Source organism: Bradyrhizobium sp. URHA0013 (assembly GCF_000518345.1).
Lineage (GTDB): Bacteria > Pseudomonadota > Alphaproteobacteria > Rhizobiales > Xanthobacteraceae > Bradyrhizobium.
The window spans coordinates 278618-294162 of sequence record NZ_JADK01000009.1; the positions used below are offsets into that span (position 1 = coordinate 278618).

The following is a 15545-nucleotide window of genomic DNA, read 5'->3' on the forward strand; positions in this document are numbered from 1 at the left end:
TGAGGCTCACTCCTGCGAACGAGCGCAGGTAAGCGGGAACGAGCGATATATCAGGCGATTCGGCCTGCGCAATCCGGCATTTCCAAGAAACCGGCGCGCAAAAGCGGGGGCGCTGCACGAACTATTCCGGGCAACGCCCTTTAACTGGTCGCAAGCCCGCTCTACATGCGTTTGCATGGAAAATGCACGCGCGGGCCGTTTCGCGCCAACCGCCCTGATGCTCGGCAATCTCGTCACCGGCTGCTCGGTCTTGGCACCGGCGGGCATGCTGCCGGAATTGGCGACGGGGCTCGACGTCAGCATCCATGCGGCCGCGCTCCTGATCACCTTCGGGGCTGTCATCCTGTGCATCGGCTCGCCGCTGACGGCCTGGCTCACCAGCCGGATCGAACGCCGGACGCTGCTCACCACGACGCTCGCGGTGCTCGCTTTTGGCAATCTCGCCTCTGCCTTTGCGCCCGATTATGCAAGCCTCCTCGTCATCCGCCTGGTGATGCTCGCGGTCGGCGCGCTCTACACGCCGCAGGCCGCCGGTACGGCGGCGTTGATCGTGCCGGTGGAGCGTCGCGGCAGCACGATTGCCTACATCTTTCTCGGCTGGTCGCTCGCTGCCGCCGTCGGCCTGCCGCTGATCACGTTCATCGCCAGCCGCTATGGCTGGCGCGCGGCCTATGGCGGGATCGGCGCGCTCGGCTGCGTCAGCCTCCTGCTGTTGCTGATGCGACTGCCGGCGGGCCTGAAGGGCACGCCGGTGGATCTGAAGACCTGGAGCGCGGTCGGTGGCAACAGGACGATCCTGCTGCTGCTTGCGATCACGATGTTGCAGATGTCCGGGCAGTTCGTGGTGTTCACCTTCATGGGGCCGCTGCTCAACAAGCTGACCGGCGCAGGGCCCGATGCGATCGGCATGGTGTTCGCTCTCTATGGCGTTTGCGGCTTCCTCGGCGTTGTCATCGCGACCCGCATCGTCGACACCTCGGGACCCTATCGCACCTCGCTGCTGTTCACCTGGCTGCTGCTTGCAGGAATCACCGGCTGGGCGCTCGGCGCCGGCACGCTCGCGTTGATGGCGGGTGCGGTCGCGATCTGGGGCCTCGGCTTTGCCTCGACCAATTCGATGCAGCAGGTGCGGCTGGTCTCGGCCGCACCGTCGCTGGCATCGGCGACCGTCGCACTCAACACCTCCGTCCTCTATATCGGCCAGGCGGTCGGCTCTGCCGTCGGCGGACTGCTGTTCGCCCGCGAGCTCCTGCATACGCTCGGCTTCGTCGCGGTCGGTTTCGTCGTGCTGGCATTGATCCTGGTGGTCCTGACCCGGCCCCGGCCGGCAACAGCCGCCCCGGCCTGAACGGAAGCGTGTCTGTGTGCGCAAGGTGCTTGGCAAACCGCGCGCCGGGAGGCTAGAAGGCCGGTCATGGGGACCAAAGAGGGTTGACTGAGATGAGGATGATTCTGGCGGTTGCCGCGGTGCTCTATTCAGCTTCCGCTTTCGCGCAAGCCGACAAGCCACCAATGATCGGGGACAAGCCGTTGGTGCAGGTCAAGCCCAAGGGCACCAAGGCAGGGACCAAGGAGGCTGCGGCTAAGCCGGCTGCGGCGCCGAAGGGCAAGCCGCAATCCATCGCAGCGCGGCTCCAGGCCTGCCTCGATCTCGACGACGGCACCAAGGACCGGCTCAATTGCTACGACGCCGTGATTGCGCCGACGCCGAAGCCGAAGCCGGCGAAGGCCAAGGGCTACGCCGATTGCCGTTTCTTCAAGGAAGAGGACGAGCGGCTGGCCTGCTTCAACGGCTTTGCCGAGAGCATTCCGAAGCTGCCAAAAACCTGAGGCCGCTAAGACCCGAAGGATCAGGAGCCGGACGGTTAGTCGCTGATCCGGCTCAGCACGGCCCTGAAGGCAACGCCCGGCAGTTGCAGTGCGGTGCCTTCGAATTCCGCCGTGTCGCCATCCTCCCGGCCGGCGAGCGTCAGCGTGATCCGGTCAAGACCGAACAACGCCTTGAAGCAAGGGTCGTCATTGTGGCGCTCGGTCGAGATCTTGACTCTGACGCTGTCGCCTTCGCCCGTGCAGGTGCCGATGAACGCGAAAGCGGAATTGCCGCCGCGCATCTTGCCCTCGGTCACATAGACGACGCCGCAACCCGTGCCGTGAACCGTGTGGAAGTCGACCTTGTAGAGTCCCTGACGCACAGCATGTCCCCGCAGAATCCCAAATACGACTTGGCCGGCAAAGTATGATTGTTGCCAGTGGAAGCAATCCGGTCGGCACCGGGACCGTCGGCCATCAACATCACATTTTGATCAAGGCTCGAGAGAGTTGCGGGCCGTGCAGCCAAATGCCGACGGGCGCAATATCGCTACCGGCTCGATGCGGATGGATTGGTGGAGGCCACGCGCGTGAGCGCGAGTGATGGCGTCGCCGACATCTTCACCAGGACGTCCTTGAGCGGGTCCCGCGTCCACGCTCGCGTCACATAGTCGCGATGGGTAATGCCGTCCCCGGTTTCGACGAACACCACGCTGCCCGGACGTAAGGGGCCGTCCATCTCTTCGGAGACGGTGATGCCCTTCTGCCGCAGCGTGCTCATCAGTTCGCGGTCGCGCCGCGCGGTGTAGTGGGTGTAGGAGCTGACGAAGAAGCCGGAGCGGTGGCTCTCGATCCATGAGGCGAACTTGTCCATCTCGCCATAGACGGCGTCGAGCAACACGACGCCGCGGACACGGTCGCTGATGCCGCCGACCTCGAGGCTCCAGGCCGTCGGCAGGAAGCCGCCGCTGTAGCCGACGATCACGATCGGCATGTTGGCGAAGGCGCGGGCGCTGTTGGGATCGCCGGTGAGGCGAGCGAGATGGTTCGCCGACTCGTCGATGAAGCGCTTGAGGCCGCCGGCCTGCCAGAATTTTCCTGCGCTGGAATCGGCGGCATCGACCGCCATCTGCGGTGCGAGCAGGATGGCATTGGCGCCGGAATCGGTGACCTGCTGCGGCACCAGCTGTCGGTCGCGCACATCGCGCTCGAGTGTCGCGCCATTACCGTGGAAGAACACCACGATCACGCCTGGCTTCCGCACGTCGAAATGTTCGGGCACGTGCATCAGGACGCGATTGTCGTTGTAAGTCTCGTCCTGCCAGAATACGCGCCCGGAATAGCTACGGTGGCCGCGGCGATCGCCCTTGGAAATGTTGAGGAACGGCGCGTCGGAAGCAGGGTTGTTGCCGAAATAGGGGAAGGCTGACGACTTCATGCTGACGAGCGTCGTCAGGTCCTCGCGCGGCGGACGCTGATAGGGGGCCTGCGGCGCGAGCGAAGCGACCTTGTAGGGAGCCTGCTCCGGCTGCTGCTGCACAGCACGCTTGGGTGAGAAGTCCGACATCTGCCGTTGCAGAAAACCCTCGCTCGCGGATGGGAAGCGCTCCCTGAACAGGGGGGCCGGGAAGCGATCCTCGAACGAGTCGCTGCTTGCGACTTGCTGGTTTGTCTTCGCAACGACCTGCACGTTGGCTGGGACGTTGCCTTGGACGTTGGCCTGCGAGTTCGCCGCGAGCGCTGCCGGATTGGGTGCCTTGCCGCATTGAACCAGGGTCAGCGACAACGGCACCAAGACTGAGATCAGAGCGGTCCGAAGCGCACGACCGCGCGCGCCGGACGCGGTCCGGTCGGCGCGGATGTCAGCTCTCGGTTTCGGAACGGCCCCGACCATTCACCCATGACCCCAAGTCATGACCACAAGTCCATCGGCAATCATTAAGGCAATTGAGCCGATGGGCGTTTAGGCGACGTTAAGTGTCCGGAGAAACTTCCCCACATCCGGAACGCTCAAGGGGACCACGCAATCGTGTCCTGATTGTGGGGGACGGGAGCGGGATGTCCCGGTGTTTACGAAGCTTTATTGCCCGGATCGTGGATTAATGGTGCTAGAGTACCGAAGTGGCCCCGCCTCATTTAACCCTTGTTAACCCTGCTTGAATTGACTGGACCGAGCTGCACGATGCTTCCCACGAGGCGTGACGCCTGAGGTTGAGGACGGCGATGACGGCATCAGATGCGGGTACTGCACCCTGGACCGGCCGGCTGACCGGAAGCGGGTCGGGGGTCTCCGTTCTGGTCGCGACCGCCATCGTCGTGGCCGACATGATCGGGGTCGGCGTCTTCACCAGCCTCGGCTTCCAGGTCAAGGACATCCCCTCGGGCTTCTCGATCCTCCTGCTGTGGACCGTCGGCGGCATCGTCGCGCTGTGCGGGGTATTCTCCTACAGCGAGCTCGGCGCGATGTTTCCGCGCTCGAGCGGCGAATACAATTTTCTCGGCCGTGCCTATCATCCCGCCTTCGGCTTTCTCGCCGGCTGGGTGTCGGCAACGGTTGGTTTTGCAGCACCCGTCGCGCTCGCCGCGATGGCGTTCGGCGAATACGCCAAATCGGTCGTGCCCGGTGTGCCGCCGATCCCGCTTGCCATCGCCGTGGTGTGGCTGGTCTCGCTCGTGCAACTGACCGGCGTCAGGCACTCCTCGACCTTCCAATTGATCTCGACCATCCTGAAGGTCGTGCTGATCGTTGCCTTCCTGGTTGCCGGCTTCATCGTCGGCGTGCCGCAGCCGATCGCCTTCACGCCGCAGACCGGCGATCTCGCGCACATCGTCAGCGCGCCTTTCGCGATCGGGCTCGTGTTCGTGATGTATTCGTTCTCGGGCTGGAATGCCGCGACCTACATCATCGGCGAGATGAACATGCCGCAGCGGGACCTGCCGCGCGCGCTGCTCGCGGGCACGCTGATCGTGCTCGTGCTGTACGTCGCGCTGAATGCGGTGTTTCTCCATTCGACCCCGGTCGGCGCACTCGCGGGTCAGCTCGACGTCGCCAGCGTCGCCGGCAGCGCGATCTTCGGTAATCTCGGGGGCCGGATCGTAGGCGCGATGATCTGCTTCGGCCTGATCTCATCGATCAGCGCGATGATGTGGATCGGCCCGCGCGTGATGATGACGATGGGGGAGGACATTCCGGCACTGCGCGTGTTCTCGCAGAGATCGGTCCGCGGCGCGCCGGCCTATGCCATCCTGTTTCAGCTCGCCGTCGCCAATCTGCTGCTGTTCACCCGCAGTTTCGAGGCCGTGCTCGACTTCATCCAGTTCGCGCTCTTGTTCTGCTCGTTCTTCACGGTCGCCGGCGTCATCAAGCTGCGTATCACCGATCCCGATTTGCCGCGGCCCTATCGTGCCTGGGGATACCCGTTCACGCCGCTCGTTTTCCTGCTCGTGACCGCCTTCATGATGTACTATTTGTTGACCGAGCGGCCCGTGCAATCGCTGTCGGGGATGCTCGTCATGCTCTCGGGCCTGTTGATTTATGCTGTTTTCCGCAGGCGGCCGGTCGCCGCTGGCACTTCATCACATTGCGAATAGACATGTTTCGACCCATGAGAATTGCGGCCGTCGCTATCGCCTTGCTGGCTGCGGCCGTCTCGTCCGCACGTGCCGCCGAGGCGACCTTCGACGACACCGCGCGCTTCCTCGCGGGCATGCAGCCTTCGGCGGATTCGCCGCTGGTGCCGCTCACCAAGGACCCGGGTTGGCAGCGCCACGCAAAGTTCTTCGACGGCGCCTTCGCCCAGCTCGAGCAGCGCCAGCTCTCGAAGATCCGCAACTGGGCCGACGTCAATCTGGCGGCGCCCAGGCCGACCATGTTTTATTTGTTCAGCGGTCCCGACTTCCTCTATGCCAACGCCTTCTATCCCAAGGCCAGCACTTACGTGCTTGGCGCGCTGGAGCCGGTCGGTGCGGTGGCTGACCTGACGCGATTGCCGCGCGGCTCGGTCGGCGCCGCGCTCTACAATGTCGAGCGCTCACTCGGCTCGATCCTGAGTTTTTCCTTCTTCATCACCAAGCAAATGAAGGTCGACCTGCACACCAACCAGGTCAACGGCACCTTGCCGATCCTCTATGTTTTCCTCGTCCGCTCCGGCAAGACCATCCGCAATGTCGAGATGGTCGCACTCGACGACAAGGGCGGCGTGCATGTCGGCAACGACAATCCAGGGCCGAACGCGACGCGCGGCGCCCGCATCACCTTTGCAGGCCCCGACGGCGAGGCGCGCACGCTGTACTATTTCTCGACCGATCTCTCCAATTCGGGTGCACGCGCGGCAGGCTTCCTGAAGTTCTGCGAGACGCTCGGCCCCGGCAACAGCCTGATCAAGAGTGCGTCCTATCTGCTGCACTCCGGCAACTTTACCGTCGCGCGCGATTGGTTGCTGGCCAACAGCGCGACCATCGTCCAGGACGATTCCGGCATTCCGCTTTCGAGCTACAATTCGCGGCAATGGCGGTTCTTCCCGTTCGGCCGCTATCTCGGACCCATCGGCGAATTTCCCGGCCGCTATCAGGAGCGCTACGCCGCATTGTTCACGCGCGCCCAGCCGATCGACTTCGGCGTCGGTTACCGCTGGCGGATGCACGAGTCGAACTTGCTGCTGTCGGTGAAGGTGCCGGGAAGCGAGACGGCGCCGGGCGCGGAGACCACCTCGTCCGCCGAGCCGCCGCCGAAACCGCCGCGTCCGAAGCGGCCACGTCCGCCCGAGCCGGTCCCGCCGCCGCCCGGACGCTTTTTCTGGTCCCGCTGATTACCAGTGCACGCTCTGGCTCGGCACGATGAACGCCGTCGTACTGGGCGGCGTGGCAGTGCTCGTCGCTAGATACCAGCCCGAGCCGACGACAAGCACAAGCAGGCCGATGATAGCGAGCATGTCGAGGGTTCTGGGATCGTGGCCTCGCGAACCAGCCCGCGAATCCCGTCCAGACCTGAAGTGAAAATGACGGCTGATTTTCCAGCGCATTGTTGTTCCTCCCGCAGGAGCATCACCTCAATGCGAGGAAAGAGTTTCGGTTCCACTCAAGGCAGCGACGGGTGAGGCGCCGCATCATGCTCAGGGTGCGTTGACGCCGCGCCAGCGGCCGTAGCGCCAAGGCAGATACCAGCACGAGGCTTGCGGTGTGGTGAGGGGCACGTTGTCGATTCCCGAGGTGCCGAACGGGTTGCAACGGAGCAGGCGCGCCAGCGTCATCCAGCCGCCGGCCCACAGCCCGAATCTTTCGATCGCCTCGTCGCCATAGACCGAGCAGGTCGGCAGGTGCCGGCAATTGTAGCCAACCAGCGGCGAGAGCGTGTGGCGGTAGAGCCAGATCAGCGCGCGGCCGAATCTGCGTGGAAGCCGGCGCGCGCCCACGACGGGATTGAAACAGTGCTCGCAAGTTGATTGCTTCATGGGCGCTTTGCTGAGATCGTGGGCGAGGTTCTGCGCGGTTCCGACGCAGGGAACTGTAACCTCTTGTTTGTGCGTCATATTTTGCATGCTTTTTGGGAGCAGTGCAGCAAGTGCCTATGGACGAGCTGTATTCCCCCGGATACCATTTTTGTGACGTTCATGTGAGACTCATTGGAACGTCAGAACGGGGCTTGGCTGAGTCGGCTGGCCGTAAGGCTTGGGCTAAAGCTTGGGACTTGGGGAAGGGACCAGTTTGAAACTTCTGAAGGCGCTCAAACTTCGCGGCTGGTTGCTGGTGGGAACCGCTGCTTGTGGAGTCGTGTTGGCTGGCGCCGTCGCGACGCTCGGGTCGTCGGCCCGGGCCGGCGCTGCCCTCGAAGAACGCAAGCTGCCGATGAAGTTCAATTGGGTCGCCTGCGAGCCGAATTGCCGCGGGTGGGTCAGCGCGGTCGGCATCATCACCGCCGATACGCCGAGGGACTTCGAAGAGTTTTCCCGCGGACGCCAGCTCGGTGGCGCCACCGTGGTGCTCGATTCCAGCGGTGGTTCCGTCAACGACGCGATCACGCTCGGCCGGCGCTTCCGCAATCTCGGACTTCTGACCACGGTCGGCATCAGCCTTCAGAACCGCGGCGGGCAGTCGGTCCGTCCGGCGGTCGCGCCTGAGGCCTATTGCGAATCGATGTGCGTGTTCCTGTTGCTGGCCGGCAAGAAGCGCTACGTGCCGGAAGCGGCCCATGTCCGGGTCCACCAGATCTGGATGGGCGATCGCGCCGACGATGCCAAGGCAGCGAGCTACAGCGCGCAGGATTTGATGATCGTGGAGCGCGACATCGGCCGGCTCGTCAAATACACGTTCGACATGGGCGGTGCCGGCGACCTGCTGTCGCTCGCGCTCAGCGTCCCGCCCTGGGAAGATTTGCACGAACTCGATGCAGGCGAGCTCAAGCTCACAAATCTCGTGACGACGGATCTCGTGGCCGACGTGCTGCCGCATGTCGACATCTCCGCGCCGGCAATGGCGGAGCTTGCACCGAAGACCCAGGCAAGGTTCGGTGCGGAACCGGAGCAGCCCGCCAAGTCGACCAAGACGGCGGAAGCCCTGGTGCCGACGGGCGGCGTAGCCACGCCGGTCGCGGCATCGCAGAAGTAGCCTCGAATTTCTGATCTCGTTTCCGGGCCTAGCCACGCGCCTGAAGCAGCCGCCGGAATCAGCCTTGCGCCGCAGCCGGCTGCTTCGCTTTCGCCTCGATCTGGCCGATGGCATCGACCACGGCATCGAAGGTCAGGAGCGTCGAGGCGTGACGCGCCTTGTAGTCGCGGACCGGCTCGAGGAACTTGATCTCTGCCCATTTGCCTTCAGGAGGCGCGCCGTTCTCCTTCAGCATCTTGCGAACAGTTTCGCGTAACTCACGGAGTTCGCTCGCAGTCGATCCGACGATCTGACTTGCCATGATGGATGAAGAAGCTTGTCCCAGCGCGCAGGCCTTCACGTCGTGGGCGAAGTCGGTGACCTTGTCGCCCTCCATCTTGAGGTCGATCTTGACGGTCGAGCCGCACAGCTTGGAGTGGGCGGTGGCGGTGGCATCGGGATTCGACAACCGTCCGAGCCGCGGAATATTCCCGGCCAGTTCGATGATCCGCTTGTTATAAATGTCGTTCAGCATGTGATGGAGTCCAGCAGGATCGGCCTTGGCGTGCGCCGTCCACGGCCCTATATAGGGTCGGAACTGGCGGAAAAACAGTCCAGCGCTGCAGCACTGGTGTGATCCAGAACGGTGCTGCCGGCGTTAATTCGAAGACCTTTTCGCCGAAACTGTTCTCTCAGGCGTCCGGCGGCTCGCCGCCCCGTCTGCCGGTGACACTCCGGCCGCAAGGCCGTCGAACGGAGTAGACATGGACGCTACCATCAAATCCATCCGCCCCAACAAGCCCTCCGACCGGCAGCCCGATGGCCGTCCGGCGGAGCTTGATCCTTCCGAATTCCTCGCCGCCGCCGTACGCGCCGACCAGCCGCGCCCGGCGCGCGCCGAAGCCGAGCAGGCGGTGAAGACACTGCTCGCCTATATCGGCGAGAACATCAACCGCGAGGGACTGCTCGACACGCCGCGCCGCGTGGTCGAGGCTTTCGACGAACTCTATCAGGGCTACCACCAATGCCCGGCCGAGGTGCTCGATCGCACCTTCGGCGAGACCGCCGGCTATGATGATTTCGTCCTTGTGCGCGACATCGAGTTCACCTCGCAATGCGAGCATCACATGATGCCGTTCTACGGCAAGGCGCACATCGCCTATACGCCGGTGGAACGCGTGGTCGGCCTGTCGAAGCTTGCGCGCCTCACCGACATCTTCGCCCGCCGGCTCCAGACCCAGGAGCACATGACCGCGCAGATCGCGGCGGCGATCGACGAGATCCTCAAGCCGCGCGGCGTTGCCGTGCTGATCGAGGCCGAGCATACCTGCATGTCGGTGCGCGGCGTCGCCAAGCATGGCGCCTCCACCTTCACCAGCCGCTTCACCGGCATGTTCCGCGACAATCCGGCGGAGCAGGCTCGTTTTCTGTCCCTGGTGCGAGGCCTGCAGCGCTGACCTCGCGAATAGACCGGCGAGGGCACTGTGTCCGCTCACTCCCATGAAACCGAGGAAAGTCTCGCCTTCCTTCCCAGGTTCGACGCGGCTGGGCTCGTGACCGTCGTCGCGACCGACGTCGCCACCGGCGACGTGCTGATGGTCGCGCACATGAACGACGAGGCGCTGCGCAAGACCATTGCGACCGGCGAGGCCTGGTACTTCAGCCGCTCGCGCAAGGCCTTGTGGCGAAAAGGTGAGACCTCGGGTCAGACCCAGCGCGTGGCCGAGATCCGCACCGATTGCGATCAGGATGCAATCTGGCTCCGCGTCGAGCAGATCGGCGCGGCGTGTCACACCGGCCGCCGGTCCTGCTTCTACCGCAAGGTCGAGGCCCAAGACGGCGGCGCCAGGCTCGTCTTCGTCGATGCGGACAGGCTGTTCGATCCGGACGCGGTGTACAAGAAGTAGTCCTGCCGTCACGCGCAGGGCGGAGCTGGCGATCCCAATTAACCCCGCATTAACCATACCTGTCCCACGGTGAGACGACAGGGCGCTGAATTGCCGGCGCACTCAACGCCGTGCGGTGCGGGCACTTCATCATGTCGGTCGACAATTCCAGTGCCTCTCAGACGGCGGTTCTCGATCCGTCGCGGGCACGCGTCGCCGGTGCGATCAAGCAGGCCTCGAACGTCGCTGGCGTCAGCTTTCAATACATGCTGACCACCGCCAAGATGGAATCTGATTTCGATCCCACGGCGGGGGCGACGACGTCATCGGCGCACGGGCTCTACCAGTTCATCGACCAGACCTGGCTCGGCACGGTGAAGGAAGCGGGCACCCAGCTCGGCTATGGCAATTATTCCGACGCCATCACCAGGACGTCGTCAGGCACCTACACCGTCGATGATCCCGCGATGAAGCGGTCGATCATGAAGCTGCGTGACGATCCGGAGGCCGCCTCCAGTATGGCGGCCGCGCTGACGCAGTCGAACAGCTTCAAGCTCACCGGCCTGCTCGGCCGCAGGCCGTCCGACAGCGAACTCTACATGGCGCATTTCATGGGCGTCGGCGGCGCCGCGAAGCTGATCGCCAACGCCGAGGACAATCCGCAAGCGGTCGGTGCGCGGTTGTTTCCTAACGCTGCGTCCGCCAATCGCTCGATCTTCTACGCCAAGGACGGCCGCGCGCGCAGCGTCTCGGAGGTCTATTCGGTGCTGGATGCGCGCTACGCCGGCGCGGCAAATTCGAAAACCACCCGCAGCGCGATGGCGATGTATGGCGGCACGCCGTCGACCACGCAGGTCGCGAGCGCCAATGGCGTACAACCTGCCGCGCCGCTGATCGACAATGCCGCGTATCTCCAGACCTTTCCGAACACACGCGCGGTGACGCCGGTCAGCGCGACAGCGCCAATGACGGTCGCGGACAATGCACCGGGCACGCCGGTGTTTCGCTCGATCTATCAGCCCGGCGACACCACCCAGCCGGTTTCGACGACCGTGCAGAAATTGTGGGGCAACAATGCCTCGCTCACCTCGGTCGCACCCGCGACCACGGTCGCACCAGCGACCTCGGCCGCATCGGCGACGCCCGACGTCCGGCCGCCGCAGCCGCTTGATCTCTTCAGCGATCGCAGCGGAACGTTCTCAAGCTAATACGCACGCCCGTGTCTCGGACACGTCGCAGCGTGAACGCTGCTGCGCAGGTCCCCGCGCGTGAACGGGCCGCCTTTGTTCCCTTAACAAAACGTCAATAAAACCAGCCAGTTATGGTGAACGCTTTGTTAAGCGTCGTGGTTTATTTTGTGTTGCAGGTGACAAGCCGTCACCGCTTCGTCTTCGTTGCGTAAGCCGGAAGCACCATGATTGTTCGGCAGTTCATCAATTGGATCAGGACGGCGCCCGCTGGCGAGCGGGCCGAGGCGACGCGGGCGCTGGCCCGGGCCTGGCTGATCTCAGACCTTTCCCATGACGACCGTATTGCCGCTGAAGGCGCGCTTCTGATGCTGCTCGACGATCCCTCGCCGCTGGTGCGGCAGGCGATGGCCGAGGCGTTTGCGCGCAGCACCGAGGCGCCGGCGTCGATCGTGCGGGCGCTGTCGGCGGACCAGCCGACCGTCGCGCTGCCCGTGCTCGAACATTCTCCGCTGCTGATCGACGCCGATCTCGTCGACATCGTCGCGACCGGCAACGACGAGGTGCAGTGCGCGGTCGCGCGCCGCATCGCGCTGCCGGTATCGGTCTGCGCCGCCATTGCCGAAGTCGGCTGCGCGGCGGCAGCGCTCGAGCTGATCGAAAATCCTCATGCCGAGCTTGCGCCATTCTCCTGGGATCGCATCGTCGAGCGTCACGGCCATCTCGCCGCGATCCGCGAGGCGATGCTGGTGCTGGAGGATCTGCCGTCCGCCACGCGCGCTGCGCTGGTGGCAAAACTCTCGGAGACGCTGGCTCAATTCGTCGTGGCCCGGAACTGGCTGAGTGCCGACCGCGCCGAGCGGATCGCGACCGAGGCGCGCGACCGCTCCACCATGAATATCGCGGCGCGCTCACGCGGCGAAGACATGGAAGGTCTTGTTCGGCACCTGCGCATCACCGGCCAGCTCACCGCGGGTCTCATTCTGCGCGCGCTGCTGTCGAGCAATCTCGACCTGTTCGATGCGGCACTGGCTGAGCTCGCCGAGCTGCCGCTGGCGCGCGTGTCCGCGCTGCTGCACGATCGCGGCGGCAATAGCCTGCACGCGCTGCTCCGCCGCGCAGGGCTTCCCGAGGCGACGTTTGCAGCCTTCCAGGTCGCGCTCGATGCCTGCCACGAGCAAGGCTTCGTCGACAGCGACGACAATGCGGCGCGGCTGCGCCGCCGCATGGTCGAGCGCGTGCTCACCCATTGCGAGACCGACCGCGGCGCGACCGAGCCGCTGATGGTCCTGCTGCGCCGCTTCGCCACCGAGTCCGCGCGCGAAGAGGCACGGCTGTTCTGCGACGAGCTGGTCGCGGAGGAGATGGTTGATCCTGTCTATGACGATTTGATCGCGGCCTAATTCGATATCCGAGATAGGGCAGGTCGAAACCGCAAACTCCGTCATTGCGAGCGCAGCGAAGCAATCCAGAATCCCACCGCGGGGACAGTCTGGATTGCTTCGCTGCGCTCGCAATGACGAGAGGAGAGAGGCGAGCCCTTACCCCGCCGGCGCGATGCTCGGCGCCAGGATCACCTCGAGATGCTCGGGGCGATCGCGGTTGGCGTCGGCGAGATAGTCGTCGGCGACCTTGCGCAGGCGCCGGCTGAGCTCGGCGGAGACGCTGATGCTGTCGAGCTTGGTGTTCTCGTGCACGATGGCGAGGATGGCGTTGATGTGGTGCGTGAACAGCTCGGCCGGCACCTTTTCCAGATCGGGCGCGTGCTCGATGACACGGCACAGGCTCTCGGCTACGCCCGCCGCCGCCGGATAGCCGAAGGTCGCGGCATCGCCCTTGATGTCGTGCGCGGCGCGAAACAACTCGTCGCGCCTGTCCTTGGTGAAGCCGTCGTGCCGGATGGCGACGTAGGCGGCCGACAGCCGGTTGATCTCGGTCGCCATCCAGTCCTTGAACTCGCCGGCGAGGCCCGCGAGCGCCTGCTCGGCCCGGCCGACCGGATCGTCCATGTCCTTCTCTTCGACACGGCGCAGGACCGACCGCAGCGGGTTGGGCTGCGTGATGATTTGATGCGTGGCGAAGGCCGTGATCTCGATGTCTCTTGCGCTGTTCTTCGCCATGATATCGGCCTCGATCGTGAGTGACGTTGCGCTAGATGGAGGAGCGGGCCTTGTCGAGCAGCGAGGGCTGCTGCAGCACCTCGTGCTTTTCGCCGACGCGGCGCTCGGGGCCCATATAGGCGGAGGTGATGTTGCGGCGCCGGTCCGGGCCGAAATAGGTCTTGGTCTTGATGAAGGGTCGGGGACTGGCGACCACGTTGAGGATGCGCTGGTAGAGCCCCTTGGCCGAGATCGGCTTGGCCAGGAATTCGGTCACGCCGGCATCGCGCGCCACTGTGACGCGGCGCTTCTCGGAATGGCCGGTCAGCATGATGATCGGCGCGTAAGGATTGCCCTTGGATTCCGGCTGCCGGATCATCTGCGCCAGCTCGAGCCCGTCGAAGATCGGCATCGCCCAGTCGGTGATGACGATGTCGGGCACGTAATGGCTGTACATTTCCAGCGCCGTGGCGCCGTCCTCGGCCTCGTAGACTTCACGCGCGCCAAAGGAATGCAGCAGCGTCCGCAGGATGCGGCGCATGTGCGGATTGTCGTCGCAGACGAGGAAACGCAGCTTGTTGAAATCGATGCGGAACATGGAGCCCGGGCCGAAGCGGTCAACTTTCGTTAACCATATCTCGCCGGGAGTTAATGAAGGGTTGCGATCGGCAGTCCGGCGAGGCGGCTCAGGAGCCGAACTGTTCGCGCAGAATGCGCTCTTCCAGGCTGTGACCGGGGTCGAACAGCATGCGCATTGAGATGGTCCTGTCGGACAGCACCTCGACGCGGCGGACGTCGCGCACCTCGTCGTGGTCGGCGACCGCCGCCACGGGGCGCTTGTCGCCCTCAAGCACCTCGATCACGACATAAGCCGTGTTCGGTAGCAGCGCGCCGCGCCAGCGTCGCGGGCGGAAGGCGCTGATCGGTGTCAGCGCCAGCAGCGCAGCGTTGATCGGCAGGATCGGTCCCTGGGCGGACAGATTGTAGGCGGTCGAGCCGGCCGGCGTTGCCACCATGATGCCGTCGGCGATCAGCTCGGACATGCGCTCGCGCTCGTCGATCAGGATCCGCAGGCGCGCGGCCTGGTAGGTCTGCCGGAACAGGGCGACCTCGTTGATGGCGTGATGCAGGTGAACGCGGTCGTTGGCGTCGGTCGCGCGCATCAGGAGCGGGTGGATCTCGGATTCCTGCGCGGCCTCGAGACGGGCCCGAAGATCGACCGTCGAGTACTCGTTCATCAGGAAGCCGACGGTGCCGCGGTGCATGCCGTAGATCGGTTTACCCGTGTGCATGTGCTGATGCAGCGTCTGGAGCATGAGCCCGTCGCCGCCGAGCGCGACCACGATGTCGGCGTCCTTCGGATCGCAATTGCCGAAGTCCCTGGTGAGCTGCCCAAAGGCGGCTTGCGCCTCGCTGCTTGGGCTGGCGACGAAGGCGATCCGGTCGTATCGCGCTGGCTTGGTCATGGCTTCCGGGCAGGGCCGCTGGCTGGAGAAAGTTCCGCCGGGCTCGTCTAACGATCTCGACCCCGATTGTCGAGGATGACCGCCCTTCACACCAGATCGGCAACTGCCGATTCCGATTTGAGCACCAAACCGGCTTGATTTGTGCCCAACCGGGCTCTTCAGGCTCCGCTGGAGCCTTGATTGTCATTCGGCCTGCAATATTGACCCCCTAAGCCGGGGGATCGGCGTCCAAAATTGACCCCCTACAGGTTGGTCTGTTGCGCTGCCTGCTTCGTCATGAAGCAGGTGGTCGGGGATGCTGATCGTGGAGACAATCGCCCGGATACGGCGCGAGCACTTCATCAAGGGCAAGACGATCAAGGAGATCGCCCGTGACCTGAAGGTGTCGCGGAACACAGTCCGGAAGGTGCTGAGATCGGGAGAGACCTCATTCGAGTACGAGCGTGTTGTCCAGCCGCGGCCGAAGCTGGGACGATGGGCAGCAGAACTCGACGGGTTGTTGTCAGGGAACGCGGG

Annotated in this window: 17 protein-coding genes and 1 pseudogene; 10 read left to right on the top strand and 8 right to left on the bottom strand. The window is 64.4% G+C overall.

Annotation, left to right across the window (positions count from 1 at the left end):
• The first annotated feature begins 175 nt into the window (after positions 1-175).
• Entirely contained in the window at positions 176-1348 is a 1173-nt protein-coding gene (locus N551_RS0116220) for an MFS transporter (RefSeq protein WP_027567817.1), read from the top strand.
• 92 nt (positions 1349-1440) lie between these two features.
• Positions 1441-1830: a hypothetical protein gene (locus N551_RS0116225; protein ID WP_027567818.1), complete on the top strand. Its 390-nt coding sequence runs from the start codon at positions 1441-1443 to the stop codon at positions 1828-1830.
• Positions 1831-1865: 35 nt separating this feature from the next.
• On the opposite strand, the gene N551_RS0116230 is transcribed toward N551_RS0116225, so the two are convergent.
• On the bottom strand, positions 1866-2192 hold the full coding sequence (locus N551_RS0116230; protein WP_027567819.1) for a GrlR family regulatory protein: 327 nt from the start codon (positions 2190-2192) through the stop codon (positions 1866-1868).
• Positions 2193-2359: 167 nt separating this feature from the next.
• The gene (locus N551_RS0116235; RefSeq protein WP_027567820.1) at positions 2360-3703 is read right to left on the bottom strand and encodes an alpha/beta hydrolase; all 1344 of its coding nucleotides are present in this window, start codon (positions 3701-3703) and stop codon (positions 2360-2362) included.
• Positions 3704-4032: 329 nt separating this feature from the next.
• Here N551_RS0116235 and N551_RS0116240 point away from each other — a divergent pair, with 329 nt between their 5' ends.
• Together N551_RS0116240 and N551_RS0116245 are read left to right on the top strand one after the other, a co-directional pair.
• Positions 4033-5400: an APC family permease gene (locus tag N551_RS0116240; RefSeq protein WP_027567821.1), complete on the top strand. Its 1368-nt coding sequence runs from the start codon at positions 4033-4035 to the stop codon at positions 5398-5400.
• A gap of 2 nt (positions 5401-5402) precedes the next feature.
• Positions 5403-6617: a hypothetical protein gene (locus N551_RS0116245; protein WP_027567822.1), complete on the top strand. Its 1215-nt coding sequence runs from the start codon at positions 5403-5405 to the stop codon at positions 6615-6617.
• Here the strand turns inward: N551_RS0116245 and N551_RS39290 are convergent, their stop codons facing one another.
• Both N551_RS39290 and yidD read right to left on the bottom strand, forming a co-directional pair.
• Complete coding sequence (locus tag N551_RS39290) at positions 6618-6830, bottom strand: hypothetical protein (RefSeq protein ID WP_027567823.1); 213 nt, start codon at positions 6828-6830, stop codon at positions 6618-6620.
• 90 nt (positions 6831-6920) lie between these two features.
• Positions 6921-7259 carry a membrane protein insertion efficiency factor YidD gene (yidD, locus tag N551_RS0116255; protein ID WP_027567824.1) on the bottom strand — a complete coding sequence of 113 codons (339 nt, stop codon included), beginning with the start codon at positions 7257-7259 and terminating at the stop codon, positions 6921-6923.
• Between the two features lie 253 nt (positions 7260-7512).
• Here yidD and N551_RS0116260 point away from each other — a divergent pair, with 253 nt between their 5' ends.
• Positions 7513-8412 (top strand): hypothetical protein, encoded by a 900-nt coding sequence (locus N551_RS0116260; protein ID WP_027567825.1) that lies wholly within the window; start codon positions 7513-7515, stop codon positions 8410-8412.
• 58 nt (positions 8413-8470) lie between these two features.
• Here the strand turns inward: N551_RS0116260 and N551_RS0116265 are convergent, their stop codons facing one another.
• Complete coding sequence (locus tag N551_RS0116265; RefSeq protein ID WP_027518679.1) at positions 8471-8926, bottom strand: iron-sulfur cluster assembly scaffold protein; 456 nt, start codon at positions 8924-8926, stop codon at positions 8471-8473.
• 229 nt (positions 8927-9155) lie between these two features.
• On the opposite strand from N551_RS0116265, the gene folE reads away from it, so the two are divergent.
• The 4 genes from folE to N551_RS0116285 all read left to right on the top strand — a co-directional run bounded on the left by folE (position 9156) and on the right by N551_RS0116285 (position 12867).
• The gene (gene folE / locus N551_RS0116270) at positions 9156-9848 is read left to right on the top strand and encodes a GTP cyclohydrolase I FolE (protein ID WP_027567826.1); all 693 of its coding nucleotides are present in this window, start codon (positions 9156-9158) and stop codon (positions 9846-9848) included.
• Positions 9849-9875: 27 nt separating this feature from the next.
• Positions 9876-10298: a phosphoribosyl-AMP cyclohydrolase gene (hisI, locus tag N551_RS0116275; RefSeq protein WP_027567827.1), complete on the top strand. Its 423-nt coding sequence runs from the start codon at positions 9876-9878 to the stop codon at positions 10296-10298.
• 89 nt (positions 10299-10387) lie between these two features.
• The gene (locus N551_RS0116280; protein WP_035961430.1) at positions 10388-11485 is read left to right on the top strand and encodes a transglycosylase; all 1098 of its coding nucleotides are present in this window, start codon (positions 10388-10390) and stop codon (positions 11483-11485) included.
• A gap of 206 nt (positions 11486-11691) precedes the next feature.
• On the top strand, positions 11692-12867 hold the full coding sequence (locus N551_RS0116285) for a DUF2336 domain-containing protein (protein ID WP_027567829.1): 1176 nt from the start codon (positions 11692-11694) through the stop codon (positions 12865-12867).
• A gap of 138 nt (positions 12868-13005) precedes the next feature.
• Here N551_RS0116285 and N551_RS0116290 read toward each other — a convergent pair whose 3' ends face one another.
• The 3 genes from N551_RS0116290 to N551_RS0116300 all read right to left on the bottom strand — a co-directional run bounded on the left by N551_RS0116290 (position 13006) and on the right by N551_RS0116300 (position 15029).
• Positions 13006-13584 (bottom strand): Hpt domain-containing protein, encoded by a 579-nt coding sequence (locus N551_RS0116290; protein WP_027567830.1) that lies wholly within the window; start codon positions 13582-13584, stop codon positions 13006-13008.
• A gap of 31 nt (positions 13585-13615) precedes the next feature.
• The gene (locus tag N551_RS0116295; RefSeq protein ID WP_027567831.1) at positions 13616-14161 is read right to left on the bottom strand and encodes a response regulator; all 546 of its coding nucleotides are present in this window, start codon (positions 14159-14161) and stop codon (positions 13616-13618) included.
• An 88-nt stretch (positions 14162-14249) separates the two neighbouring features.
• A complete protein-coding gene (locus tag N551_RS0116300; RefSeq protein WP_007602648.1) occupies positions 14250-15029 on the bottom strand; it encodes an NAD kinase in 780 nt (259 codons plus the stop codon).
• 295 nt (positions 15030-15324) lie between these two features.
• Here N551_RS0116300 and N551_RS0116305 point away from each other — a divergent pair.
• Positions 15325-15545: pseudogene (locus tag N551_RS0116305) on the top strand (IS21 family transposase); the annotation flags it as partial.

Excerpts from the sequence above, each read along its gene's own strand:
- N551_RS0116300 (WP_007602648.1), bottom strand. The coding sequence starts at position 15,029 with ATGACCAAGCCAGCGCGATACGACCGGATCGCCTTCGTCGCCAGCCCA.
- N551_RS0116235 (WP_027567820.1), bottom strand. The coding sequence starts at position 3,703 with ATGGTCGGGGCCGTTCCGAAACCGAGAGCTGACATCCGCGCCGACCGG.
- N551_RS0116295 (WP_027567831.1), bottom strand. The coding sequence starts at position 14,161 with ATGTTCCGCATCGATTTCAACAAGCTGCGTTTCCTCGTCTGCGACGAC.
- N551_RS0116240 (WP_027567821.1), top strand. The coding sequence starts at position 4,033 with ATGACGGCATCAGATGCGGGTACTGCACCCTGGACCGGCCGGCTGACC.
- N551_RS0116265 (WP_027518679.1), bottom strand. The coding sequence starts at position 8,926 with ATGCTGAACGACATTTATAACAAGCGGATCATCGAACTGGCCGGGAAT.
- N551_RS0116220 (WP_027567817.1), top strand. The coding sequence starts at position 176 with ATGGAAAATGCACGCGCGGGCCGTTTCGCGCCAACCGCCCTGATGCTC.
- N551_RS0116225 (WP_027567818.1), top strand. The coding sequence starts at position 1,441 with ATGAGGATGATTCTGGCGGTTGCCGCGGTGCTCTATTCAGCTTCCGCT.
- folE (WP_027567826.1), top strand. The coding sequence starts at position 9,156 with ATGGACGCTACCATCAAATCCATCCGCCCCAACAAGCCCTCCGACCGG.
- N551_RS39290 (WP_027567823.1), bottom strand. The coding sequence starts at position 6,830 with ATGCGCTGGAAAATCAGCCGTCATTTTCACTTCAGGTCTGGACGGGAT.
- N551_RS0116285 (WP_027567829.1), top strand. The coding sequence starts at position 11,692 with ATGATTGTTCGGCAGTTCATCAATTGGATCAGGACGGCGCCCGCTGGC.
- N551_RS0116245 (WP_027567822.1), top strand. The coding sequence starts at position 5,403 with ATGTTTCGACCCATGAGAATTGCGGCCGTCGCTATCGCCTTGCTGGCT.
- N551_RS0116290 (WP_027567830.1), bottom strand. The coding sequence starts at position 13,584 with ATGGCGAAGAACAGCGCAAGAGACATCGAGATCACGGCCTTCGCCACG.
- yidD (WP_027567824.1), bottom strand. The coding sequence starts at position 7,259 with ATGAAGCAATCAACTTGCGAGCACTGTTTCAATCCCGTCGTGGGCGCG.